The sequence below is a fragment of the Ureibacillus endophyticus genome, from assembly GCF_024159215.1.
In the GTDB taxonomy this organism is placed as follows: domain Bacteria; phylum Bacillota; class Bacilli; order Bacillales_A; family Planococcaceae; genus Ureibacillus; species Ureibacillus endophyticus.
This window is the reverse complement of sequence record NZ_JAMYWW010000001.1, coordinates 2,627,929-2,652,656: the sequence shown is the minus strand read 5'-3', so window position 1 is coordinate 2,652,656 and position 24,728 is coordinate 2,627,929. Positions and strand designations below refer to the sequence as shown.

The window sequence follows — 24,728 nt, the reverse complement described above, 5'->3', positions numbered from 1 at the left end:
TGGATAAAATTACACTCAAAATACTCAAAGTCATGATTGCAATATTCTATATGCGACTTGGATGTTGTGATAGAATAGATAGTGAAAAGTTTTAGTTTATTTATTACAAGCAGATGAAGCATTTCTGTTATCTTTAAGGGAATATTAAACCCCATAAGTAAAACATCAACTCGTCCAAATGGGTCGAGTTGTATTTTATTGCTTTTTAACGGAGGGAAATTTCATGCATCAGAAGTGGCTACAATCCACTGAAGTAGAAGTAGGAAATATAAATAGAGCGCAAACCTTCTACATTGAAACAATAGAAGTAAGTCGACTATCAGCATTAGCATTTTTTGCTGCTGGTGAGCAGAAATATAAAGGAAAACGCTTTTTTTGGCAAAACCGTGAAAAAACATTAACATTGGTTGGACTCGGCCACGCTTACGTTATTAAAAATAATGCAGGTGATAATCGATTTGACCAAATTGAAGAAGAATGGCGAGAATTAACGAAAAATATAATTAAAGAAGAAAGCGAGCCACAACCAATTTTATTTGGAGGCTTTACCTTTGATCCGGAAAATACAAAAACTGGTGAATGGGATGGTTTCCCACAAAGTTTGTTTGCCGTTGCTACATATCAGCTTGTTATTCGTAATGACAAAGCATATATCAGTATTCATTTAGTAACAGATAAAGCAAATAGCCTACAAGAATTCGATGCAATGCGTGTGGAACGAGACCATTTAATTCACGCTGCGCAAGTGAAAGAATTGAAGACTTATGAAAAGCCAGTAATGACAAAATATATGGAATTAAAAAAGCAGGATTATTTACAATCTATTGAAAAAGTAACGTCCTTAATTAAAGATAAAAAGGCTGAAAAGGTTGTTATTGCAAGGTCATTAGAAATGGATTTTGCTGAGACCTTATCATCACCTCAAGTATTATCACATGTGATCAATGAGCAACCAGAAAGTTATTTATTTGGATTAGAACAAGATGAATTATTATTCTTTGGGGCATCACCGGAACGACTGGTTAAAGTGAAGAATGGATATGCTTATTCTTCTTGTGTGGCGGGTTCAATAAAACGAGGAAAAACAGCAGATGAAGATAAGCAGCTTGGGGAGAATTTATTAAATGATTCAAAAAATCTCGGGGAACATCGTTATGTGGTTGAAATGATTGCTGATACATTCGAAAAAAATTGTACCGAATTCAAAGTGCCGAAACATCCGAAGCTTTTAAAAATTCGTGATATCCAGCATTTATATACACCAGTTGAAGGAAAATTGAAGCCAAATGCGACAATATTACAGCTTGTGAAAGATTTACATCCAACACCAGCTTTAGGTGGCGTTCCTCGTGAAGGTGCATTGTCAATTATTCGAAAATATGAAACGATGAATCGCGGTTTATATGCAGCTCCTATTGGATGGTTGGATGCAGAAGGAAATGGTGAATTTGCTGTTGCGATTCGTTCAGCGGCACTTATTAAGGATAAGGCTTATTTATATGCTGGTGGCGGTATTGTAGCAGACTCAGAGCCAGTTTCCGAATATGAAGAGACTTTAGTTAAATTCCGTCCAATGATTCGAGCTTTAGGAGGACAACTGAGTGAGTGAGCGTGAAATTTTATCCCAATATGTTTATAAAATGGTTGCATCATTAATTCAAAATGGCGTAAAAGATGTAGTTATTAGTCCTGGATCACGTTCTACACCACTTGCCTATGCTTTTGCATCTACTAAAAAAATAAAAACATATCGTCAAGTAGATGAACGTTCTGCAGCATTTTTTGCTCTTGGAATAGCGAAGGCAAAAGGACAACCTGTTGTATTATTATGTACTTCTGGTACCGCAGCAGCAAATTATTATCCTGCCATTGTTGAGGCAAAATATGCACGTATCCCTTTAATTGTGATAACGGCAGATCGCCCACATGAGTTACGTGAAGTAGGGGCGCCACAAGCCATTAATCAAATCCGATTATACGGTGAGCAAGTGAAATGGTCAGTGGAGTTTCCAATACCAGATGAAGCTCCACAAACATTACCATTTATCGAACGCCATATAGCACGTGGAGTGACGATAGCAAAAACATGTCCATTTGGTCCTGTTCACTTTAACGTACCTTTCCGTGAGCCATTATTAATTGATTTCCAAGAGGAATTAGTAGAAGGGAATTTTAAAAGTAGTTTTACTGGTCAATTAGTACCATCAAAAGAAGCTACGGACATGTTCACAGCTACTATCAATGAAACAATGAAAGGTTTTGTGATTATTGGTGAACTCGCATTAGGTACTGATTTACAACAATTGTGGTCCTTTATACGTAAACTAAAATGGCCAGTTTTAATTGAAAGCTTATCGAATATGCGCGGGAATGTACCTGAGGATTGTGAACAATATATCATCTCTACATATGATGCAATATTAAAAAATAAAGCATTCAAGGAAAAGGTGATACCTGATACGGTTATTCGCTTTGGTGCGCAACCCGTTTCGAAATTTTTATCGATCTTTTTAACGGAATCGATGCCAAAGAATTATATAGTCATCGATGAAGATCCGATGTTTAGAGATTCAACAGCAGTGTCCACACATTTTATCCATGCTAATATTGGTAGTTGGCTAGAAAACTTACAAATTGAAAATTCGATGGAATTTGGTTATTTTGCTGAGTGGCAAAAAGCTGAAGAAATTGCACGAAAACATATCCAATCCTATACAGAAGTTGAGACAGATGAAGGTGCAATTGTTCGTAATATCATTGAAAACCTTCCGAATAAAAGTGATTTATTTGTTAGTAGCAGTATGCCAATTCGCGATATCGATACATTCTTACTTCCAACTGAGAAAGATTTACAAGTCTTTGCAAATCGCGGAGCAAACGGAATTGATGGTGTCATGTCAACTGCCCTTGGATTTAGCCAAGGTAGAAATGATAGAGAGATGTTTTTATTAATTGGAGACTTAGCATTTTTACATGATGTGAATGCGTTAATTGCCACACGTTATCAGCAATGTCGTATTACTGTCATTGTATTGAATAATGATGGGGGAGGAATTTTCTCGTATCTTTCTCAATCAACTGTTGAACAATATTATGAAGACTTATTTGGCACACCAACTGCTCTTCAATTTGAAGAAGTTGCGAAAATGTATGATATGGAATATCTCCAAATTAAAGACTTCAATGAATTAGGGAAGTTCTTGGATAGTGAAAGAGAAAAGCCATTACGATTAGTTGAAATCTTTACGGATCGTGGTCAAAATGTAACCGCTCATCGAAATTTATGGCAACGTATTTCTGAGGAGTTAGAGCGATGATTGTAAGAGGCATAAATATCAATTTTCATTGCTGGAATGAAGAGGCGACAGATACGATAGTTTTGCTCCACGGCTTTACAGGAAGTGTTGCTACTTGGAATAAGGTTGCACAACTAATCCCGAATCACTATCGAATTGTAGCAGTCGATTTAATAGGACATGGCTTATCAGATGCACCAACCGAAGTAACAATGTACTCAATGGAAGAACAAGTAGAAGTTCTCCATGAACTATTTAAAGAGCTACATTTATCGAACTTCACATTACTTGGATACTCGTTAGGTGGACGTGTTGCATTATCATATGTTGCCAACTATCCAAATGAGGTAAATCATCTCATTTTAGAAAGTGCTTCACCAGGATTGAAAACAGAACAAGAACGTGAGGCACGCCGTATTTCAGATGAGAAATTAGCCGATGAAATATTGCAAAATGGCTTACAATCCTTTGTAGAAAAGTGGGAGAATATCCCTCTGTTCGAGTCTCAAAAAAAACTTCCCACAGAAGTACAGAAAAAAATCCGAGAAGAACGGTTATCTCAAAAGGAAATCGGCTTAGCGAATAGTTTACGTGGAATGGGTACAGGGGCACAAAAATCCCTTTGGACAAGTTTAAGCGACATTACCTTACCAGTTACATTGATTACAGGATCAATTGATGAGAAGTTCTGTAAAATCGCTCAGGAAATGGTGAAATTATTATCAAATGCAAATCATATAGAGATTCGTGATGTTGGACATGCAATTCATGTGGAAAATCCGACATTATTTGCTACAATAGTAAAGGATGTCTTAAAGAAAAAAGGGGGTAATTAAATGACTCGTGAATGGACTAGTTTACATACTTACGAAGATATTAAGTATGAGTTCTATAACGGTATTGCTAAAATTACGATTAATCGTCCAGAAGTACGCAATGCTTTCCGCCCAAAAACAGTTGAGGAAATGATTGATGCATTTTCTCGAGCGAGAGATGATAAAAATATTGGCGCAATCATCTTAACTGGTGAAGGTGAAAAAGCATTCTGTTCAGGTGGCGACCAAAAAGTTCGCGGCCATGGCGGATATGTAGGTGATGACGAAATTCCTCGTCTAAACGTATTAGATTTACAACGTTTAATTCGTGTAATTCCAAAACCAGTTGTAGCGATGGTAGCAGGATATGCAATTGGTGGAGGTCATGTATTACATGTAGTATGTGACTTATCAATTGCTGCAGACAATGCTATCTTCGGTCAAACTGGACCAAAAGTTGGTTCATTTGATGCAGGTTACGGTTCAGGCTATCTAGCACGTATCGTTGGTCATAAAAAAGCTCGTGAAATTTGGTACTTATGCCGTCAATATGATGCGCAACAAGCACTTGAAATGGGCTTAGTAAACACTGTAGTACCTTACGAACAACTGGAAGATGAAACAGTTAAATGGTGTGAAGAAATGCTTGAAATGTCACCAACTGCTCTTCGCTTCTTAAAAGCTGCTATGAACGCTGATACTGATGGATTAGCAGGTTTACAACAAATTGCTGGTGACGCTACACTTCTTTACTACACAACTGATGAAGCTAAAGAAGGTCGCGATGCGTTTAAAGAAAAACGTAAACCAGACTTTGGTCAATTCCCAAGATTCCCATAAAATAGTTACTAAACCGTTTCATATTTGTTGAGACGGTTTTTTTATTTAGTGTTATAGTAATAATTAGTAGCAATGTGTAAAAGTGTTTTTAATAATGTAGGAGCGGCATTAAATGGATCAATTACTTATCAATGCAACATCGAAAATAGATTATCAATCTCTTTTTAAGTTAAATACAGATGCTATCATAACACTAAATATTAATGGAATTATTTATGATGGAAACATTGCAGTAGAAAAATTAAGTGGCTATACACTTCAAGAAGTAATACATACAAGTATTTGGGACTATGTTGTTGAGGAAGATAAACAAGAGGTAATCGAATGTTTTGAACTTGCAATAAAAGGGAGTTCAAAAGAAAGTAAGTTTGTATTTATTCACAAAAATGGTGAGCATATTCCCTGTGTTGTGAAATTTATTCCAATGGAAGAAACTGCTATAGAAAATGGATTATTTCTAGTATTAAAAGATGTACGAGTTGTTGATTACTTATCTAGCATGTATCGTGAAAGCCAACTAAACTTTAAAATAATCGCAGAAAGTGTCCAAGATGTCATTATTCTAATGGACGACCAAAAAAACTATATATATATTTCTCCCTCCAGTAAAACAATGTTCGATTTTGATCCAAAGAGGGACTATTTTAATAAAGAACCTTTTTTTAACATCCATCCAGATTACCTTGAATTACTTGACCAATGCTTCAATAATGCTATCGAAAATGGTGTACCCTTTAGTATTACTTTAAAAGCTCTTCATATGACAAGAGGATGGATATGGACGCAACTTTCAGGAACTCCTGTTTTTGATAATGAAAGATTTAAACATATCGTTTTAGTAGCGAGAGACATTACATTGCAAAAAGAGAATGAAGAAAAATTAACATACTTAGCTTACCATGATTCTTTAACTGGTTTACCAAATCGACGTTATTTTGAAAAATGTTTAAGAGAAGCGATTGAGAAGTTAAATATGGAAGACAAATATTTTTCACTACTTTTCTTTGATATCGATGATTTTAAATATATTAACGATCGATGCGGCCATGAAACGGGTGACCAAGTAATAAAGGAGTTTGCAAAACGAGTACAAGCAATCGTAGGAACTGATGGGGTAGCATCAAGACTTGGTGGCGATGAATTTATTGTTATCTTAAAACATGTAAAGTCAGAGGTTGATGTTAAAAAGTTTATCTACAAGATTCAACAAGCGACAATGGAGACAATTGTTACGGATAAGAAAGAAATAACAATTACATCTAGCATTGGTGCTACCATTTGTACAACAAAATTCAAGGATATATCTTATTTTGTTAATCGTGCTGATGAGTCTTTATATAACGTGAAAGAAAAAGGGAAAAATAAATACCATATTAATTTTTCTTAAGAATCGAGAGGTGTCCAAAACGTAAAACTTTTTTGGACACCTTTTTACTTTCTTCATAACACAATCTTGAGTTAAAGTCAGCACTTACTGTTCTATATAGTGTTAAAATATTAGTGGAGGGATTAATATGTATCCGAATTGGATTTTACAAAGAGCTTTTCTAACTCCTAATCGGGTTGGTCTAATATTTAACGGTAATAGTTGGACATTTGAACAATTAAAACAGATTTCATTGAACAGAGCAGGGCAACTTGTAGCAAATGGCATTCGACAAAAACAACGAATTGCAGTATTAGGCCCAAGTCAACCTCGTCTAATATTTATGATGTATGGTTGTATGCATCTTCAATGTGAAATGGTCATGTTGAATCGAAAATTATCAAAATCAGAACTTGAATATCAAATACAAGATGCAGAAGTAGAAGTTGTATTAGTTGATGAAGCGGATATCGACTTACTACCAGAACATATTCAGAAACTTAACTTTTCTACTGTTGAAGAAAGTAATGCTATAGCTATTGATATAGCAGCTGATTGGCCAGTTGATCAAACTATAACAATTATGTATACTTCCGGCACAACTGGTTTTCCAAAAGGCGTACGTCAAACGGTTGGAAATCACCAATCAAGTGCATTATCTTCTGTTTTAAACATTGGTCTAACAGAAGAAGATGTATGGCTTTGTGCGCTTCCATTATTCCACATTAGTGGGTTTTCTATCCTTGTACGTTCATTACTATATGGAAATGCAGTGAAGCTATATGAAAAGTTTGATAAGGAAGGTGCCGTGCAGGATATTGCAGAAGGTAAAGTCACGCATATGTCTGTTGTTGCGGTAATGTTAGAAAGAATCTTACATGGTTTAGAAGAACATCAGTTAAAAGCTTCACCGAAGTTTAAAGTGATGCTCGCTGGAGGTGGACCTGTACCAAAGAAGTATCTAGAACGTGCACATAGCCTAGGTATCTCCCTATGCCAAACATATGGGATGACGGAGACTTCTTCTCAAACAGCCACACTAACTAATAAAGATGCACTTAGAAAATTGGGATCAGTGGGTAAGCCTTTATTCTTTAATCAAATTAAAATTGATTCAAAGGAACAAGGAAAAGAGGGAGAAATCCTTATTCGAGGTCCTCATGTAACGCCAGGCTATATTGGCCGTTTTACTGACAAAAGTCCAACAATTGATGGTTGGTTACATACTGGGGATATTGGTTATTTGGATGAAGAAGGATATATATATGTGGTAGACCGCCGTTCAGATTTAATAATTTCTGGTGGTGAAAATATATATCCTGCTGAAGTCGAAAATGTTTTGATGGGTCATGATGCTATTCGTGAAGCGGGTGTTTGTGGAATAGAAGATGAGGTTTGGGGACAAGTACCGATAGCGTTTATTGTTCTAAAATCTGATATTCGTGAGGAAGAACTTCAAAAATATTGTTTTGAAAAATTAGCGAAGTATAAGGTTCCTAAGAAATTCTATATTGTATCCGAATTACCACGGAATGGGTCTAATAAATTATTAAGAAGAAAGTTAAAAGATTTAATTTAGCGGTTGGGGGAAAACATAAAAAACAACATTTTTCTTAAGTGAAAATGTTGTTTTTTTGATGTAGAGAAAGTTGATTTCCATTCCGTGTGAACGCTTTCCGCGGGCACGGCCTCAACTAATTTTTGCCGTCTAACGCCGGCAAAAATGGATTTTCGGCTCGTGCTGTTCCCGCAGGAAGCTGTGCTCTGTAGCGAAAGGCGAATGCCGTCAGCTACACTCAGTCACACTCCATTTCAATCAACTTTTTCTGAAAAGTAGATTTTCAATACTAATAATTTACTTAATATTTTTGAAAATCACTTTTGTCCCAGCCTCAATATTAATTCAACGCTTCTTGTAAAGTCTCAATATTCTTTTTCATTAAAGTGAAATAAGTTTCGTTGTTGTTAATATCACTTTCTGTTAAAACGCTCAAATTATGAAGAGTAAGGGCTTTTGCTCCTACTTCATTTTGAATGATTGTTGATAGTTTTGAAGAGACATTTTGTTCGAATAAAACATATTTAATGTTTAATTCTTTTGCTAAATCAACAATTTCCATCAGTTCTTTTTGTGAAGGCTCGCTTTGAGAGTTAAGACCAGCAATGGCAACTTGCTCTAAACCATATTGACCAGCGATATAACCGAATGAAGCATGAGATACAAAGAATGTTTTGTTTGATGCACTAGCTGCCATTTTTTCAAAATCGGAATTTAATGAATCTAATTCCGAGATTAATTGATTATAGTTGTCGTTAAAGTATTCTTCTTGTTCTGGTAATGCGGTAATAAGTTCATTTTTAATTGATAGTGCTAAATCTTTTGCAATGATTGGTGATAACCAAACGTGGGGATCAATATCTCCGTGGTCGTGGTCGTCATGTTCTCCCTCGTGGTGGTCATGGTCTTCATGATGTTCTTCAACAGCAGATGTATGTAAATGTTCTTCAGCGATTGAATCAGCTGTTGCGATTAGTTTTACATTTTCCTTAGCTAGAGTCTTTTGAGCATTTTCAACAAACCCTTCTAATCCAAGTCCAATATAAAAGAAAAGGTCTGAATCTGCTAGAAGCATCATATCTTTTTGAGTCGGTTCAAAAGTATGTTCATTAGTACCAGGTGGGTAAATCGAAGAAACCTCTACAAAATCTCCACCAATTTCTTGTGTAAAATAACTTAAAGGATAAACGGTTGTATATATTTTAAGTTTATTAGAATCGTCTGCTGTTGTCGTTTTTTCTTCTGTAGTCGTACTGTTATTGCATGCTACTAAAACAAGTGATAATAGTGAAAATAACAACAAAATTGAAAACTTTTTCAATAATTTTCACACCTTTCTAAATAGTAATTATTACGATTTATATTTTTAACATTCTCAATAATACAGGAAGTTGAAAAAAAAGACAATAAAAAAAAGCCTTCGAATCTATTTTTTTTTCGAAGGCCATTTGTCAGGAACCGGATCAACTCCACCAGGATGCAAAGGATGACATTTTAAAATGCGCGTAACCGTTAGAATTAATCCCTTTATTGCACCATGTTTTTGAAAAGCTTCTAAACCGTAATGGGAACATGTAGGATAAAAACGGCAAGAAGGTGGCGTCATAGGCGAAATAAATTTACGGTAAAACTGTATTAACCAAATAAAAAAATATTTCATTTGTCTTTTAACTCCTCATGAGTTTGCAGACTTTGTTCTGGTTTTGGATCAACTGTTTGAGTAAAAAATCCTTTTTTCTTTTTCTTAATAAAAATAATTGCACCGATTATTAAAATAAAATATATAACTCCGACTAAAACGATAATTGCTAATGTAATATTCAATGCTTTCACCTCTATTATTATAGTATAAAATAATTTCTATTATCGCGAACATTTGGTTTATGAACTTTATGTCAATATTCTTCATCATGTTTAAATACTTAAAATTGGGACATAGTATAGGTGATATGATTTGAAGGGAAATAAAAATTTCAAATTATAGACAATTTATCCAAAATATTATCAGGTTATAATTTAATTGAAATTAGTTTTCATTAAATAATAATTATGAGGTGATTTACATGGCAAATAAAACATTAATTGAACAATTAAATGATTTAGTAGCAACTTGGTCAGTGCTTTACACAAAGTTACACAATTATCATTGGTATGTAACAGGTCCATCATTCTTTACACTTCATGCAAAATTTGAAGAACTTTATAATGAGGTAACATTAAATTTAGACGAAGTAGCAGAACGTATTCTTTCTAAAGGTGGAAAACCAGTTGCGACAATGGTTGAACATCTTGAATTGTCTCATATTAAAGAAGCAACAGGTTCAGAATCTACAGAGGAAATGGTACAAACGACAATTTCCGATTTTAAAACAATTATGGCTTATTTAAAAGAAGCGATGGAACAAGCTTCTGAAGAGGGCGATGATCGTACAGAGGATATGTTAAATGCCACATATCAAAGCCTTGAAAAACACACTTGGATGTTATCTGCTTTCTTAGGGAATAACCAATAATTACAAAACACGGCTCAATTTTATGGGCCGTGTTTTACTTTGTTGAATAGCTCCGATTCGTTCGCAACATACTTACCTAAAAGGAGTGATTACTATCGATACTACAATTTATGTAAATGTGGCAAATCAAACATATAGTTATGTCCCTTTAGGAGAATCATGTGAATTTAAACTTAAGATGGATAGCGATAAGGCAAAAATATTTGAACATTTATTTCTACAGTTAAATTCATTGGAGTTTCATAATTTGGTACGTGCTCATTTGCCGTATATTCCCTATCATTTAGATGAAGAAAATGATGAAATTGATACAAGACTAAAAAAACTTTATGCGCTCATTCATGAATTTGGTGATGAAAATACAAAACAGTTTGTTGAACAATTACCTTATTTCCATTGATTATGAAACATCCCTTCGATAGACTATGAGTATCTTTAGTGGGTTGTACCATTATTATTAAACGTACGTAGGAGTTGAACGAAGGGATGTTTTCTTTTATTGATGAACAAGGCTGTAAAGTAGATTTACGATTCGATGAGGGACCGTTTGAAATAGAGCCAAAACATGTTTTAGTGTTAGTGCAAAAAGATGGTAAATGGCTTTGTACTATTAATAAAAAACGTGGGGTAGAGTTTCCCGGTGGAAAAGTTGAACCGGGTGAAACATTACAAGAAGCTGCAGTAAGAGAAGTTTACGAAGAAACAGCAGTACATATTACAGATTTAAAATGGTTTGCCTACTATGTTGTATATGATAAAGAACCATTTTGTAAAGCCGTGTTTACTGGGAAAGTAGAAAGAATAGATGAATTCATTGAAGAGCATGAAACATTAGGAATGACTTGGCTTACGATAGATGAATTATGGAATGAACCAAATTTAAGTTTTTATATGAAAGATGCAGGAATGAAAAAGATGCTACAGGAAGTGAAAAATCATGAAAGACAATGGTAGTATTGAAACTATTCGAAGTTATCCTTCACCTAATCCGAATGTCGAGTTGTTTGAAATCTTGTATTGGTCGCAGGGACTTAGGGTAAAGGGATTACTAGCAAAACCGAAGTTAGAAGGGAATTATGATGCATTACTTTATCTAAGAGGTGGGTTACAATCTATCGGCATGGTGCGTCCTTCGCGTATTGCTCAATTTGCATGCCAAGGATTTGTTGTTTTTGCTCCTTATTACCGTGGAAATCGGGGAGGAGAGGGAAGAGATGAGATTGCAGGTGAAGATCGATATGATGCCGTGTATGCAGCAGAGGTGTTGAAGAAATTTGTTGATAAAAATGAGATTCATCTCTTTGGCTTTTCTAGAGGTGGTTTAATGGCATTATGGACTGCCATTTTACGAGATGATATTAAATCAGTTGTTACATGGGCAGGGGTTTCTAGTGTAACAAGCATGTATATGGAACGTGTAGACATGAGAAGAACATTAAAACGGATTATCGGTGGTTCTCCAAATAAAGAGCAAGAAAAGTTTGATGAAAGAACACCGTTATTTAAAGTAAATGATATTAATGCACCTGTACTCCTTATTCATGGTACAGAAGATGAGAATGTAAGTATTAATCAATCCTATGACCTCGAGCAAAAGTTAATCGAAGAAAATAAACAAGTAGAAACATGGTACTCTTCTGGGTTAGGACATCATTATCCGCCTAATGTCAATCGTAAAACAGTAAAAGCATTATGTGAGTGGATGAGAAGTAGATAAAATTGAAAGAGCCATTTCCTCAAAAGGAAATGGCTCTTTATTTATGATATAAAGTTTATAAAACGTTATGTCGACTTTTGTCTAACTATATTATACTAAAGGTCCGCCATTTTTCAAAATTTCTTCTGAAACATTAGAGAACTTTTTGAAGTTTTCTTTGAATAAGTCTGCTAAGTATGCAGCTTTTGCATCGTATGCAGCTTTATCTGACCAAGCATCTCTTGGATTTAATACTTCGCTAGGAACCCCTTCAATTTCAGTTGGAATGTGTAATCCAAATACTGCATCTTGAGTTGTAGCAACATTGTTAAGTTTACCGTCAATTGCAGCACGAACCATTGCACGTGTATATGAAAGTTTCATACGGCTTCCTACGCCGTATTCTCCACCAGTCCAACCAGTGTTTACTAAAAATACTTGTGAACCATGTTCGTCAATTTTTTCACCTAACATTTCCGCATAACGAGTTGCTGGTAATGGTAAGAATGGTGCACCGAAGCATGTAGAGAATACTGGTTCTGGAGAAGTTACTCCACGTTCTGTACCTGCTAATTTTGATGTGAAACCACTTAAGAAGTGATACATCGCTTGCTCTTTTGTTAACTTACTGATTGGAGGTAATACACCAAATGCATCAGCAGTTAAAAATACGATCGTTTTTGGATGACCTGCAACTGATGGTGTTACAATGTTTTCGATATAATCGATTGGGTAAGCAACACGCGTATTTTCAGTTAATGAACCATCATCATAATCTGGAATACGAGTTTCTGGATCTACTACAACGTTTTCTAAAACAGAACCGAAACGAATTGCATTGTAGATTTCAGGTTCTTTTTCAGGTGAAAGGTTAATTGTTTTTGCATAACATCCACCTTCAATATTGAATACACCGTTATCTGACCATCCGTGTTCATCGTCACCGATTAATTTACGGTTTTTGTCTGCAGATAATGTTGTTTTACCTGTTCCTGATAAACCGAAGAATAGTGCAACATCGCCAGCTTCGCCAACGTTTGCTGAACAGTGCATTGAGAAAATATTGCGTTCAGGTAGTAAATAGTTCATGATAGTGAAGATAGATTTTTTCATCTCACCAGCATATTCAGTACCACCGATTAGGATTATTTTCTTTTCTAATGATACAATAATAAATGTTTCAGAAGCTGTACCATCTACAGCTGGGTCTGCTTTAAATGTTGGTGCTGCAACAATAGTAAATTCTGCAACATGAGAAGCAAGTTCTTCTTCTGTTGGACGGATGAATAATTGATGACAGAAAAGATTGTGCCAAGCATATTCGTTCACTACTTGAATTGAAAGTTGTGAATCCTTATCAGCGCCAGCAAATCCTTTGAATACATAAAGCTCATCTTTTTCTTTTAAGTAATTTACAACTTTAAGATATAGGTTATCGAACACTTCAGCAGAAATCGCGCGGTTTACACTGCCCCAATCGATTTTGTCTTTTGTGCTCTCTTCTTCTACGAAATATTTATCTTTCGGAGAACGTCCTGTATATTTACCTGTTTCAGCAACGATTGCACCGTCAACAGTTAGAGCTGCTTCTCCACGTGATGTAGCTTTTTCCACTAATTGTGGTACTGATAGTTGAACTTTAATATTCTCGCCGTTTAATAATTCCTTCAGTTCATTCGCAATTTCTACTGAATTCATCGATTAAATACCATCCTTTTTTCAGAATTCCCACTGCATGGGATGTTTGTTTAATTTCAAAAATAGTATAACACATTGAATTAAATAATCTATACTATTCATAAATTATTTTTTAATTTTTAAACTTTTAAAGAAATCAACATTTATAAATTGACATTGGATGTCGATTTCCGTAATATGTTGATTTGAACGGATACTCTTATCCCGAGCTGGTGGAGGGTCAAGGCCCTATGAAGCCCGGCAACCTGCATTTATTATATATAATAAATGCGATGGTGCCAACCTGATGCAAGGGAAAATCCCTTGAACGATAAGAGTGAAAGGTACTGTATTTACAATTCCTTTTACTCATGGGTTTTATGTGAGTAAAAGGAATTTTTTTTTGAAAAGAGTACAAAATGAAAATAATGTAACAATTATTATTCGCCTTTCGATATCCTCGTGTTAATAAGCAGTAACGGCTTGGAGTCCAACCTTCATGTGCGGACTTAACATGGGTAATGAGTACCGTATCAAATCGAGAACTAATCTCGTATAGATTTTAGGAGGAAACCAAATGACAAACCGTCGACTGTTTACATCAGAAAGTGTAACAGAAGGGCATCCGGATAAAATATGTGACCAAATTTCCGATGCAATATTAGATGCAATTTTAACAGAAGATCCAAATGCACGTGTAGCATGTGAAACAACTGTTTCAACTGGTTTAGTACTTGTAGCAGGTGAAATTACAACTTCTACTTATGTGGATATTCAATCAGTTGTTCGAGATACAGTAGCCAAAATTGGTTACACTCGCGGTAAATATGGCTTTGATGCTGAAAATTTATCAGTACTAACTGCAATCGGTGAACAATCCCCAGATATTGCTCAAGGTGTTGACCAAGCGCTTGAAGCACGTGAAGGATATATGAGCGATGAAGATATTGAAGCAATTGGTGCAGGTGACCAAGGCTTAATGTTTGGATTTGCATGTAACGAAACACCTGAACTAATGCCACTACCAATTAGTTTGGCTCATAAATTATCCCGTAAACTAGCCGAAGTACGTAAATCTAAGGAAATTCCATATTTACGTCCCGATGGAAAAACACAAGTGACAGTTGAATACGATGAAAACAATCATCCAGTTCGCATCGATACAATAGTTATATCCACTCAACACAATGAAGATGTAACATTAGAACAAATTCAAGAAGATTTAAAAGAGAAAGTAATTCGTGAAGTTGTTCCGAGTGAATTAATTGACGATAATACAAAATATTTCATTAATCCAACTGGCCGATTTGTAATCGGTGGACCAAAAGGTGATGCTGGATTAACTGGTCGTAAAATTATTGTTGATACTTACGGTGGTTATGCACGTCATGGCGGCGGTGCATTCTCAGGAAAAGATCCAACAAAAGTTGACCGTTCTGCAGCCTATGCTGCACGTTATGTTGCGAAAAATATTGTAGCTGCTGGTCTTGCTGATCGAGCAGAAGTGCAATTAGCATATGCGATTGGTGTAGCACGTCCAGTGTCAATTTCAATCGATACATTTGGAACTGGAAAAGTAGCTGAGAGTCAATTAGTAGAATGGGTAAGTGAATTATTTGATTTACGTCCTGCAGGCATTATTAAAATGCTTGATTTACGTCGCCCAATTTACAAGCAAACAGCTGCTTACGGTCATTTCGGTCGTACAGATTTAGATGTTCCTTGGGAAAATACAGATATTGCTGAGAAATTAAAAGAAAAAGCTGGATTATAATATGTTAAAAAGCAGGTGAGTTTTTTCACCTGCTTTTACATTCTTACTATATAATATGTTTACTTTTGAAGCGATTTATAATATTGACCTTTTTCAACATATTCACGAATAATGCGGTCCATATCTTCACGATCTTCTGGCGTGATTTCGCGTACAACTTTTGCAGGTCTTCCCATTGCTAAAGAATTCGGTGGAATCTTTTTACCTGGGGGAACTAAACTACCAGCCCCAATAAAAGCTCCTTCACCAATTTCTGCACCGTCTAGAATGATGGAACCCATCCCAATTAATGCGCGTTTTCTTATTACGCAACTATGTAATGTTACTTGATGTCCAACAGTCACTTCATCTTCAATAATTAATGGATTATTTGGACTTTGATGAAGACAACTCAAATCTTGAATACTAACACGTTTACCTATGTACGTTGGTGCAACATCACCACGGATGACAGAATTAAACCAGATAGATGTTTCTTCACCGATTGTCACATCGCCGGTAATTGTGACATAATCAGCTATAAATACAGATGGGTCTATTTTAGGATTTTTATCTTTAAAAGGGTAAATCATCGTAAATCTCCTCGTTTCTAAGTATGATATATATGCTTATCGTAACAAAATAAAATAATAAAGAAAATATAAAAGGTATGTATGCCCAAAAGTATGCTATTTGGGTTGGAGGCGAAGTTATGTGGAAATGGGAAACAGATGAACATGCTAAAGCAGTTGTGGTCATAATACATAGTGCTTTTGAACATCATCGTTGGTATGCCTGGTTAATTGAAAAATTACGCACTGATGGGTATCACATTGTGATGGGGGATTTACCCGGTCATGGTGAAGAATCAAAATTTTTAAGAGTGCATGACGAAGCGATTAACGAGTACATCACCTACATCAAACTGTTAATGCAAAATGCTCTTTCCTATGAGCTTCCGGTATTTGTAATAGGTCATGGTTTCGGAGGTTTACTTGCAATTGAATTTTTAAAGAAAAAAACAGTAGAGTGTGCAGGGCTTATTTTATCCTCTCCATGGCTTCATTTACGAAAAACATCAAATTTAATTACCAACGCTTTAACAAGTGGTATTGGTACCCTTGCACCAAATAAAAAAATCTCATTAGAGTTTGACAAGAAAATGTTAACTCGAAATTTAGATGGGTATACGGAAATGATTGATGATGTTCCATATCATTCTAAAGTTACAGGAGGATGGTATAAGGACGTTCAACAATTAATGAAAAATATAACAACAGAACAAGAGAATAAATTAACTTTGCCTATTTTATTATTAACTGCCCAACAAGACAAAATTACTGATCCATCTATTTCAAAAAAGTGGTTATTCTCTCAAAACACGTCTGAATTACAATATAAAGAATGGCCATACAACTACCATAATCTTTTTCATGATAACGAAAGAGAGGAAGTTTTTCTGTATACGAAGGACTTCATGAATAATGTTTTAAGGTCTCTAGGTTATATTGTAAAATAGTATCTTAAAAAAACTCAGTGAATGAACTGAGTTTTTTTTGTTTTTTTTTAGAAAAATATTGTATTAATGGAATTGATGTAATATATTGAATTTTATAACAATAGTATACATCAAGGGGGAGAAGTGTTATGGAGAATATTGTTAATGCACTAAATAATTTCTTTTGGGGTCCCTGGTTTATCTATGGGATTCTACTAGTTGGGGTATTTTTCTCAGTGATTACTAGATTCTTACAAGTGCGTTACATCAAAGAAATGTTCGTTTTAATGTTCAAAGGGGAAAAATCCGAGAAAGGTATTTCTTCATTCCAGGCTATGAGTATTGCGTTATCTGGTCGAGTTGGGACTGGTAATATTGCAGGTACAGCAACTGCCATTGGATTTGGAGGACCTGGTGCAGTATTTTGGATGTGGGCAATCGCCTTTATTGGGGCAGCTACAGCTTACGTTGAATCAACTTTAGCTCAGATTTACAAAGAGGAAAAAGAAACAGAATATCGCGGTGGTCCTGCTTTTTACATAGAAAAAGGTATGGGTCAAAAATGGTTTGCGGTTATATTTGCAATTGCAGCATTACTTGCAATGTTAATATTAATGCCTGGTGTTCAATCAAATGCGATTGCTGGTGCAGTAAATAATGCATTTGGAATTGAACCATGGATCACTGGTGCTATTATTGCCGTTTTATTAGGTATCATCATTATCGGTGGGGTAAAATCTATTGCAAATGCAGCACAGGTAATCGTACCATTTATGGCTGTAGCATATATTTTAATGGCAATTTTAATTATCATTTTAAATATTTCAGAAGTACCAAGTGTAATTGGACTAATTTTCTCAAGTGCATTTGGGGCTCAAGAAATCTTTGGTGGTATTATTGGTTCTGCTATCGCTTGGGGTGTTAAACGAGGAATTTACTCAAACGAAGCAGGGCAAGGGACAGGTGCTCACCCAGCTGCTGCTGCTGAAGTATCTCACCCTGTAAAACAAGGTTTAGTTCAAGCGGCTTCTGTATATATTGATACTTTACTAGTTTGTTCAGCTACGGCGTTTATGATTCTATTTACAGGTATGTATAATGTACATGATGAAAAGGCTGCTGAAGATAATACATTTATCCATGTGGGTGAATTCAAAGCATCTGAACTTTCTGGAGAGGAACAAATCACGTTTGCGAAAAGTATTGAAGCAGGGGCTTCTTATACACAATATGCAGTAGATTCTGCATTACCAGGATTTGGTGCTCCATTTGTTGCGATTGCATTATTCTTCTTTGCATTCACAACAATAATGGCTTATTACTATATAGCCGAAACCAACGTAGCATATCTATTCTCTGGAAGTGCTGAAAAAATAGGGATTTGGGTAGCGAAAATCGTTATCATCGTAACAGCATTCTATGGAACAGTACGTACATCAACGCTTGCTTGGGCAATGGGTGACGTAGGATTAGGTTTGATGGTTTGGATAAACGTTATCGCAATTCTAATTATAATGAAACCTGCAATTGTTGCGCTTAAAGACTATGAATCTCAAAGAAGAGAAGGTAAAGAGCCGATTTTTGATCCTATTAAATTAGGAATTAAAGGTGCAGAATTCTGGGAAAAGAGAAATAAACAATAATATTAAATATGGCCAATCCAATAAATTGGATTGGCTTTAACTGTAAAAAAATGCCATCTCATTTATTAGTAGTGAGATGGCATTGTCTTTTTCTAATTATTTTTCTTTCACTTTTTCAATCGCAATAACAAAAGGTGGGTCATTTTTTTGATTTAAAAATTGATATTGCAGTACATGGAAATACTTTTGAGGTAAGGTACTTACATAGTTTATGACTTCATCTCTTTCCGTTTTTCCACCTTCATGACCATGGTAAATCACTAGTACCACGATTCCTTCAACCTTTAACAACGCAAGTATACTTTCTATTGCTTGAATTGTAGTATTTGGTTTTGTAATGATTGCATGGTCACTGCCAGGTAAATAACCTAAATTAAAGATAGCCGCAGCTACTGGAGTTGAGATGTATTTTGAGATATTTTCATGTCCATCTAAAATAACAGTCGCACGGTGACCTAAATTAGCCTCGGTTAAGCGATTCGTAGTTGCTTCAACTGCTTGTTGTTGTACATCGAAGGCAAATACTTGTCCTTGATCACCAACAAGATTGGCTAGAAAGAGTGTATCATGACCGTTTCCTGCTGTTGCATCAATCACTGTATCTCCGTTAGTAACGGATGATATTAGTAAATGTTGTGCATATTGTAATACTCGTTGAAGTTTCATTATTTAGGCACTTCCGCTTTGTATTTTTTTCCTTGCCAACTACCTCGGCGCTCAAGTTCTGCATCAATTCCATTTAAAACTTCCCATTTATTAACACTCCACATTGGCCCAATCATTAAATCAATTGGTCCATCCCCAGTAATGCGGTGAACAATCATTTCTGGAGGAATTACTTCTAGTTGATCCGCTACAAGATTTATATATTGATCTTTCTCTAAAAATTCAAGCATCCCTTTTTCATACTGTTTAACAAGGGGAGTTCCTTTTAATAGATGAAGTAGATGAATTTTAATACCTTGTACATCTAATTTCGCTACTTCACGAGCTGTTTCCATCATCATATCGTAGTCTTCAAGAGGTAGACCATTAATAATGTGCGTACAAACTCGAATGTTATGTTTACGAAGTTTTTCAACACCTTCTACATATGTAGCGTAATCATGAGCGCGGTTTATAAGGTTCGCTGTTTTTTCATGAACCGTTTGAAGTCCAAGTTCTACCCAAAGATAAGTTCTAGAATTCAAGTCCGCTAAATATTCTACTACATCGTCAGGTAAGCAATCGGGACGTGTAGCAATACTTAATCCCATAACCCCTTCACATGCAAGGGCAGCTTCAAATTTTTCCTTTAACACTTCAAGTGGTGCGTGGGTATTTGTGTACGCTTGGAAATAAGCCATTGTTAAGCCATTTTTCCATTTATGTTGCATTTTTTCTTTAATCTTCTCAAATTGAACTGGAATTGGGTCAACACGATCTCCTGCAAAGTCACCACTACCAGCCGCACTACAAAATGTACATCCACCGAAAGCAACTGTACCATCACGGTTTGGGCAATCAAAACCTGCATCTAGTGCTACTTTAAAAACCTTTTGACCAAACTCATCACGTAAATATCGATTCCATGTATAGTAACGTTTCCCATCAGAAGGGAAAGGAAATTGTTGATTAGACATTTTTGTTTCACTCCTCTAAATGATTTTAACACGGGATTTTGTATTATGCATTTTTATATGTATGGACAATTCTACTATATTGTTTTTCTTGAATTACTTCGAAAAACAGAATAATATATTTCTTTGTTGCATCAAGATGATGGAGGAATTGAGTATGCCAAGAAATGTCTGGCTATTAGTGATTGGAACGTTAATTAATATTACAGGAAGTTCATTAATTTGGCCTTTAAATACAATTTACATGCACGAGCATTTAGGCCAATCATTATCTATAGCTGGGCTTGTCCTAATGATTAATGCAGGGGCAACCATGCTAGGTAACTTGGTTGGTGGCTATTTATTTGACAAATTTGGTGGGTATAAATCTATCATGTTTGGAATCTTTATTACCATTTTTTCGTTAGTGGGAATCACGTTTTGGCATGGTTGGCCACATTACGTATGGTTCTTAACGATAATGGGGTTTGGTAGTGGTGTTGTCACTCCCGTTATGTTCGCATTTGTTGGTTCTGTGTGGCCAGAAGGTGGTAGGAAAGGTTTTAATGCTATTTATCTTGCTCAAAACTTAGGAGTAGCAGTTGGTCCTGCAGTTGGAGGCGTGATTGCTGATAAAAGTTTTGATTATTTATTTGTTTCAAACCTTGGTTTGTATATCATTTTTTTCATTTTAGCGACTGTTTCGTATCGTAATATGATTTCAAATGTCGAAAAATCTAAAGTGAAAGATAGTGCAGTTAATAATACAGCTAACCGGGCAAGTTTTTATTCATTATTAATTATTAGTGGGGGCTTTTTATTAACATGGGTAGCCTATTCTCAATGGCCATCCACCTTATCTACACACATCCAGCAGCAAGGTATCGGCTTAAAAGAATATAGTTTACTCTGGACGATAAATGGATTGTTAATTATTTTACTTCAACCAATTATTAGCCCAATTGTACAAAAGTATGAAAAACAAATAAAAGTACAACTAGTCATTGGTATCGCCATTATGATGTTATCCTTTATCGTAATCATTTTTGCAGATAGTTTTAAAATCTTTGCAGTCTCTATGATTATATTAACGATTGGAGAAATATTCGTATGGCCAGCTGTACCCACTATTGCAAATATGTTAGCTCCAGAAGGTAAAGGTGGGTCGTATCAAGGGATTGTCAACAGTATTGGTTCTATTGGAAGAATGATTGGCCCGCTTTTTGGAGGACTAATAGTTGATGTTTACAGTATGAACATTCTAATACTAACTTTGTGCATGATGTTAATCATAGCAATCATACCTTGTTTATTTTACGATCGCCCAGTTAAGAAAGTTCAACATTAATGATATAGAAATAGTGCATTTACTCTATATAATAGGTATATTTTAATGTGGGACTTGTATATTTCGAATATTTCCATTAAAATGAATGCATTAATGAATATGGACGACAATGAGAAGGAATAGTAGATTTTGAAGCTTTTTAGAGAGCTAGCGTTTGGTGCAAGCTAGTAAGTAGAGAAATCGAACTCGCCTTGGAGTCAGTTTTAGTGAATAAGTAACTAAAACCGTGAGCCGCGTTAAGGTTTGAGCTGAGTGATGTGTCACTAATCTGGGTGGTACCGCGGGAGTTTGCAAATATCTCTCGTCCCTTCTATTAGAATGGGGCGAGTTTTTTTTATTTTTGAAATATTTTGTTAATTTTTCCGAATATAGGATATTCTACTTATTAGTAAGCTTACCTAAAGAAACTGGCGGATGTCGCAGATTACATAGAAAAAATTAATACAGTCTTTGTAAGAAATCTGGACAAAAATGCAAGGCGAAATAGTGAAAACCTTCATGTCGCAACACTACTACACGGACTTACCAAAAAAGGAGGAACTACCATGAGTTTTAATCATCAACAAATTGAAAAGAAATGGCAACAATATTGGGCAGAAAATAAAACATTTAAAACATTAAATGATACTTCAAAGCCAAAATTTTATGCATTAGATATGTTCCCATATCCATCAGGTGCAGGATTACACGTAGGTCACCCAGAAGGTTATACAGCTACAGATATTTTATCACGCTTTAAACGTATGCAAGGGTTTGACGTGTTACATCCAATGGGTTGGGATGCATTCGGTCTACCAGCTGAACAGTATGCATTAGATACTGGAAATGACCCTGCAGAATTTACAGCAAAAAATATTGCGACATTTAAACGCCAAATTCAAGAATTAGGCTTTTCTTATGATTGGGATCGTGAAATTAATACAACAGATCCTGAATACTACAAATGGACACAATGGATTTTCATTCAATTATATAAAAAAGGTTTAGCTTACATCGATGAAGTAGCAGTTAACTGGTGTCCAGCGCTTGGTACTGTATTAGCAAATGAAGAAGTAATCGATGGGAAATCAGAACGTGGTGGTCACCCAGTAGAGCGTCGTCCAATGAAACAATGGATGTTAAAAATTACTGCTTATGCAGATCGCTTAATTGATGATTTAGATGAGGTTGATTGGCCAGAATCAATTAAAGAAATGCAACGTAACTGGATTGGTCGTTCTGAAGGTGCTGAAGTAACATTTAAAGTAGATGGAACAGACGAAACTTTCAAAGTGTTTACTACTCGTCCAGATACTTTATTTGGTGCGACATACTGTGTTCTTGCACCTGAGCATAAATTAGTAGCAAAAATTACGACTGCTGAACAACAAGGTGCTGTAGAAGAATACCTTGAAAAAGTAAAATTAAAATCTGACTTAGAACGTACAGATTTAGCTAAAGAAAAAACAGGTGTATTTACTGGTGCTTATGCAGTAAATCCAATTAACGGAGAAAAGATTCCAGTTTGGATTGCAGACTATGTACTAGCATCTTACGGTACTGGTGCAATTATGGCTGTACCTGCTCATGATGAACGTGACTATGAATTTGCAAAGGAATTTGGATTAGAAATTAAACCAGTTCTTGAAGGTGGCGACATTGAGAATGAAGCATTCACAGGTGATGGACCACATATCAATTCTGATTTCTTAAATGGTTTAGGTAAAGCTGAAGCAATTTCTAAAGCAATTGAATGGTTAGAGGAAAACGGTGTAGGTGAAAAGAAAATTTCTTACCGCTTACGTGACTGGTTATTCTCTCGTCAACGTTATTGGGGTGAGCCTATCCCAGTGATTCATTGGGAAGATGGCACAATGACAACTGTTCCTGAAGAAGAACTTCCATTAGTATTACCAAAAACTTCGAATATCCGTCCTTCTGGTACAGGTGAATCACCACTTGCAAATATCGAAGAATGGGTAAATGTTGTTGATCCAGTTACAGGCAAAAAAGGTCGTCGTGAAACAAATACAATGCCACAATGGGCTGGTTCAAGTTGGTACTTCTTACGTTATATTGACCCTAATAATAAAGAAGCGTTAGCAGATCCAGAATTATTAAAACAATGGTTACCAGTTGATATTTATATTGGTGGAGCAGAGCATGCGGTACTTCACTTACTATACGCACGCTTCTGGCACAAAGTACTTTATGATTTAGGTGTTGTTCATACAAAAGAACCATTCCAAAAATTATTCAACCAAGGAATGATTTTAGGTGAAGGTAATGAAAAAATGTCTAAATCAAAAGGGAATGTTGTAAACCCAGACGATATCGTAAGAAGTCACGGTGCCGATACATTACGTCTATACGAAATGTTTATGGGTCCACTAGATGCTTCTGTAGCATGGTCTACAAATGGTCTTGATGGGGCACGTCGTTTCTTAGATCGTATATGGCGCTTATTTACAACAGATGAAGGTACATTAGCGGAAAAAGTACAAAATAGTTCTGATACAACTCTTGAAAAGTCTTACCACCAAACAGTGAAAAAAGTAACGGAAGACTATGAACATCTTCGTTTCAACACAGCTATTTCACAAATGATGGTATTTATTAATGATTGCTATAAAGCTGAAGTGATTCCAACTGAGTATGCAAAAGGCTTTGTTAAATTACTAGCACCAATTGCTCCTCACGTGTCTGAAGAGTTATGGCAAATCTTAGGTAATAACGAAACACTTACTTACGAAGCATGGCCAACATATGATGAGTCAAAATTAGTGGATGACGAAATTGAAGTAATTGTTCAAGTTAACGGTAAATTACGTTCTAAAGTAAAAATCGCTAAAGACGCATCAAAAGAACAGCTAGAACAAATTGCACAACAAGATGAAAAAGTGAAGGAGTTTATTGAAGGTAAACAAATCGTAAAAATTATTGCTGTACCAGGGAAATTGGTAAATATTGTAGTGAAATAATAAAAAATAGTACTGTCTCGGAAATATGTAAACCATATTTTTGAGACAGTTTTTTTGTTAAGTAGGGATGTTTGGATCAATTCCTAAATACAACGTGAGAAATAAATTTGAAATTTATTATTCCTATTACAATTTTTATATGCGCTTAATTAAGGTGTAAAGGAAAA

General features: G+C 35.4%; 22 protein-coding genes, 1 riboswitch and 1 other annotated feature. Of the genes, 15 read left to right on the top strand and 7 right to left on the bottom strand.

Annotation, left to right across the window (positions count from 1 at the left end; all coding sequences use genetic code 11):
• Positions 1-223 precede the first annotated feature (223 nt).
• The 6 genes from NKR20_RS12945 (at position 224) to NKR20_RS12920 (ending at position 7,896) form a co-directional block, all read left to right on the top strand.
• A complete protein-coding gene (locus NKR20_RS12945; RefSeq protein WP_253427000.1) occupies positions 224-1,609 on the top strand; it encodes an isochorismate synthase in 1,386 nt (461 codons plus the stop codon).
• Complete coding sequence (menD, locus tag NKR20_RS12940) at positions 1,602-3,317, top strand: 2-succinyl-5-enolpyruvyl-6-hydroxy-3-cyclohexene-1-carboxylic-acid synthase (RefSeq protein ID WP_253426999.1); 1,716 nt, start codon at positions 1,602-1,604, stop codon at positions 3,315-3,317. The genes NKR20_RS12945 and menD overlap by 8 nt, the downstream gene beginning before the upstream one ends.
• Positions 3,314-4,132, top strand: a complete 819-nt coding sequence (menH, locus tag NKR20_RS12935; RefSeq protein ID WP_253426998.1) for a 2-succinyl-6-hydroxy-2,4-cyclohexadiene-1-carboxylate synthase — start codon at positions 3,314-3,316, stop codon at positions 4,130-4,132. Before menD ends, menH begins: the two co-directional genes overlap by 4 nt.
• Positions 4,133-4,951: a 1,4-dihydroxy-2-naphthoyl-CoA synthase gene (gene menB / locus NKR20_RS12930; RefSeq protein ID WP_121212627.1), complete on the top strand. Its 819-nt coding sequence runs from the start codon at positions 4,133-4,135 to the stop codon at positions 4,949-4,951.
• A gap of 112 nt (positions 4,952-5,063) precedes the next feature.
• Entirely contained in the window at positions 5,064-6,338 is a 1,275-nt protein-coding gene (locus tag NKR20_RS12925) for a sensor domain-containing diguanylate cyclase (RefSeq protein WP_121212628.1), read from the top strand.
• Positions 6,339-6,465: 127 nt separating this feature from the next.
• Positions 6,466-7,896 carry an o-succinylbenzoate--CoA ligase gene (locus NKR20_RS12920; RefSeq protein ID WP_121212629.1) on the top strand — a complete coding sequence of 477 codons (1,431 nt, stop codon included), beginning with the start codon at positions 6,466-6,468 and terminating at the stop codon, positions 7,894-7,896.
• Positions 7,897-8,215: 319 nt separating this feature from the next.
• Here the strand turns inward: NKR20_RS12920 and NKR20_RS12915 are convergent, their stop codons facing one another.
• The 3 genes from NKR20_RS12915 to NKR20_RS12905 all read right to left on the bottom strand — a co-directional run bounded on the left by NKR20_RS12915 (position 8,216) and on the right by NKR20_RS12905 (position 9,708).
• Positions 8,216-9,196: a metal ABC transporter solute-binding protein, Zn/Mn family gene (locus NKR20_RS12915; RefSeq protein WP_121212630.1), complete on the bottom strand. Its 981-nt coding sequence runs from the start codon at positions 9,194-9,196 to the stop codon at positions 8,216-8,218.
• Between the two features lie 105 nt (positions 9,197-9,301).
• Positions 9,302-9,535 (bottom strand): membrane protein insertion efficiency factor YidD, encoded by a 234-nt coding sequence (gene yidD / locus NKR20_RS12910; RefSeq protein ID WP_253426997.1) that lies wholly within the window; start codon positions 9,533-9,535, stop codon positions 9,302-9,304.
• Positions 9,532-9,708 carry a hypothetical protein gene (locus NKR20_RS12905; RefSeq protein ID WP_253426996.1) on the bottom strand — a complete coding sequence of 59 codons (177 nt, stop codon included), beginning with the start codon at positions 9,706-9,708 and terminating at the stop codon, positions 9,532-9,534. The genes yidD and NKR20_RS12905 overlap by 4 nt, the downstream gene beginning before the upstream one ends.
• A gap of 230 nt (positions 9,709-9,938) precedes the next feature.
• Between NKR20_RS12905 and NKR20_RS12900 the strand changes: the two genes are divergently transcribed.
• From NKR20_RS12900 to NKR20_RS12885, 4 genes are all read left to right on the top strand, one after another.
• Positions 9,939-10,388 (top strand): Dps family protein, encoded by a 450-nt coding sequence (locus tag NKR20_RS12900; RefSeq protein ID WP_121212632.1) that lies wholly within the window; start codon positions 9,939-9,941, stop codon positions 10,386-10,388.
• 178 nt (positions 10,389-10,566) lie between these two features.
• Positions 10,567-10,788 carry a transposase gene (locus tag NKR20_RS12895; RefSeq protein ID WP_253426995.1) on the top strand — a complete coding sequence of 74 codons (222 nt, stop codon included), beginning with the start codon at positions 10,567-10,569 and terminating at the stop codon, positions 10,786-10,788.
• Between the two features lie 86 nt (positions 10,789-10,874).
• Entirely contained in the window at positions 10,875-11,342 is a 468-nt protein-coding gene (locus NKR20_RS12890) for an NUDIX domain-containing protein (RefSeq protein ID WP_121212634.1), read from the top strand.
• Positions 11,326-12,105 carry an alpha/beta hydrolase family protein gene (locus tag NKR20_RS12885; RefSeq protein WP_121212635.1) on the top strand — a complete coding sequence of 260 codons (780 nt, stop codon included), beginning with the start codon at positions 11,326-11,328 and terminating at the stop codon, positions 12,103-12,105. Before NKR20_RS12890 ends, NKR20_RS12885 begins: the two co-directional genes overlap by 17 nt.
• A 90-nt stretch (positions 12,106-12,195) precedes the next feature.
• Here NKR20_RS12885 and pckA read toward each other — a convergent pair whose 3' ends face one another.
• Complete coding sequence (gene pckA / locus NKR20_RS12880) at positions 12,196-13,782, bottom strand: phosphoenolpyruvate carboxykinase (ATP) (RefSeq protein ID WP_121212636.1); 1,587 nt, start codon at positions 13,780-13,782, stop codon at positions 12,196-12,198.
• Between the two features lie 196 nt (positions 13,783-13,978).
• Positions 13,979-14,099: riboswitch (SAM riboswitch) on the top strand.
• A gap of 239 nt (positions 14,100-14,338) precedes the next feature.
• Here pckA and metK point away from each other — a divergent pair.
• Positions 14,339-15,535, top strand: coding sequence for a methionine adenosyltransferase (metK, locus tag NKR20_RS12875; protein WP_121212637.1), 1,197 nt, complete (start codon positions 14,339-14,341; stop codon positions 15,533-15,535).
• Between the two features lie 59 nt (positions 15,536-15,594).
• Here metK and NKR20_RS12870 read toward each other — a convergent pair whose 3' ends face one another.
• Entirely contained in the window at positions 15,595-16,107 is a 513-nt protein-coding gene (locus tag NKR20_RS12870; protein WP_121212638.1) for a gamma carbonic anhydrase, read from the bottom strand.
• Between the two features lie 119 nt (positions 16,108-16,226).
• Between NKR20_RS12870 and NKR20_RS12865 the strand changes: the two genes are divergently transcribed.
• Together NKR20_RS12865 and NKR20_RS12860 are read left to right on the top strand one after the other, a co-directional pair.
• Positions 16,227-17,033 carry an alpha/beta hydrolase gene (locus tag NKR20_RS12865; protein WP_121212639.1) on the top strand — a complete coding sequence of 269 codons (807 nt, stop codon included), beginning with the start codon at positions 16,227-16,229 and terminating at the stop codon, positions 17,031-17,033.
• 128 nt (positions 17,034-17,161) lie between these two features.
• A complete protein-coding gene (locus NKR20_RS12860; protein ID WP_121212640.1) occupies positions 17,162-18,655 on the top strand; it encodes an alanine/glycine:cation symporter family protein in 1,494 nt (497 codons plus the stop codon).
• A 96-nt stretch (positions 18,656-18,751) separates the two neighbouring features.
• Here NKR20_RS12860 and mnmM read toward each other — a convergent pair whose 3' ends face one another.
• Positions 18,752-19,321 carry a tRNA 5-(aminomethyl)-2-thiouridylate-methyltransferase MnmM gene (mnmM, locus tag NKR20_RS12855; RefSeq protein ID WP_121212641.1) on the bottom strand — a complete coding sequence of 190 codons (570 nt, stop codon included), beginning with the start codon at positions 19,319-19,321 and terminating at the stop codon, positions 18,752-18,754.
• Positions 19,321-20,277, bottom strand: coding sequence for a tRNA modification radical SAM protein MnmL/YtqA (mnmL, locus tag NKR20_RS12850; RefSeq protein WP_121212642.1), 957 nt, complete (start codon positions 20,275-20,277; stop codon positions 19,321-19,323). The genes mnmM and mnmL overlap by 1 nt, the downstream gene beginning before the upstream one ends.
• A gap of 19 nt (positions 20,278-20,296) precedes the next feature.
• Between mnmL and NKR20_RS12845 the strand changes: the two genes are divergently transcribed.
• On the top strand, positions 20,297-21,601 hold the full coding sequence (locus tag NKR20_RS12845) for an MDR family MFS transporter (protein WP_366519732.1): 1,305 nt from the start codon (positions 20,297-20,299) through the stop codon (positions 21,599-21,601).
• Positions 21,602-21,701: 100 nt separating this feature from the next.
• Positions 21,702-21,913 (top strand) — a binding site (T-box leader).
• A 233-nt stretch (positions 21,914-22,146) separates the two neighbouring features.
• Positions 22,147-24,561: a leucine--tRNA ligase gene (gene leuS, locus NKR20_RS12840; RefSeq protein WP_121212644.1), complete on the top strand. Its 2,415-nt coding sequence runs from the start codon at positions 22,147-22,149 to the stop codon at positions 24,559-24,561.
• Positions 24,562-24,728: the final 167 nt, after the last annotated feature.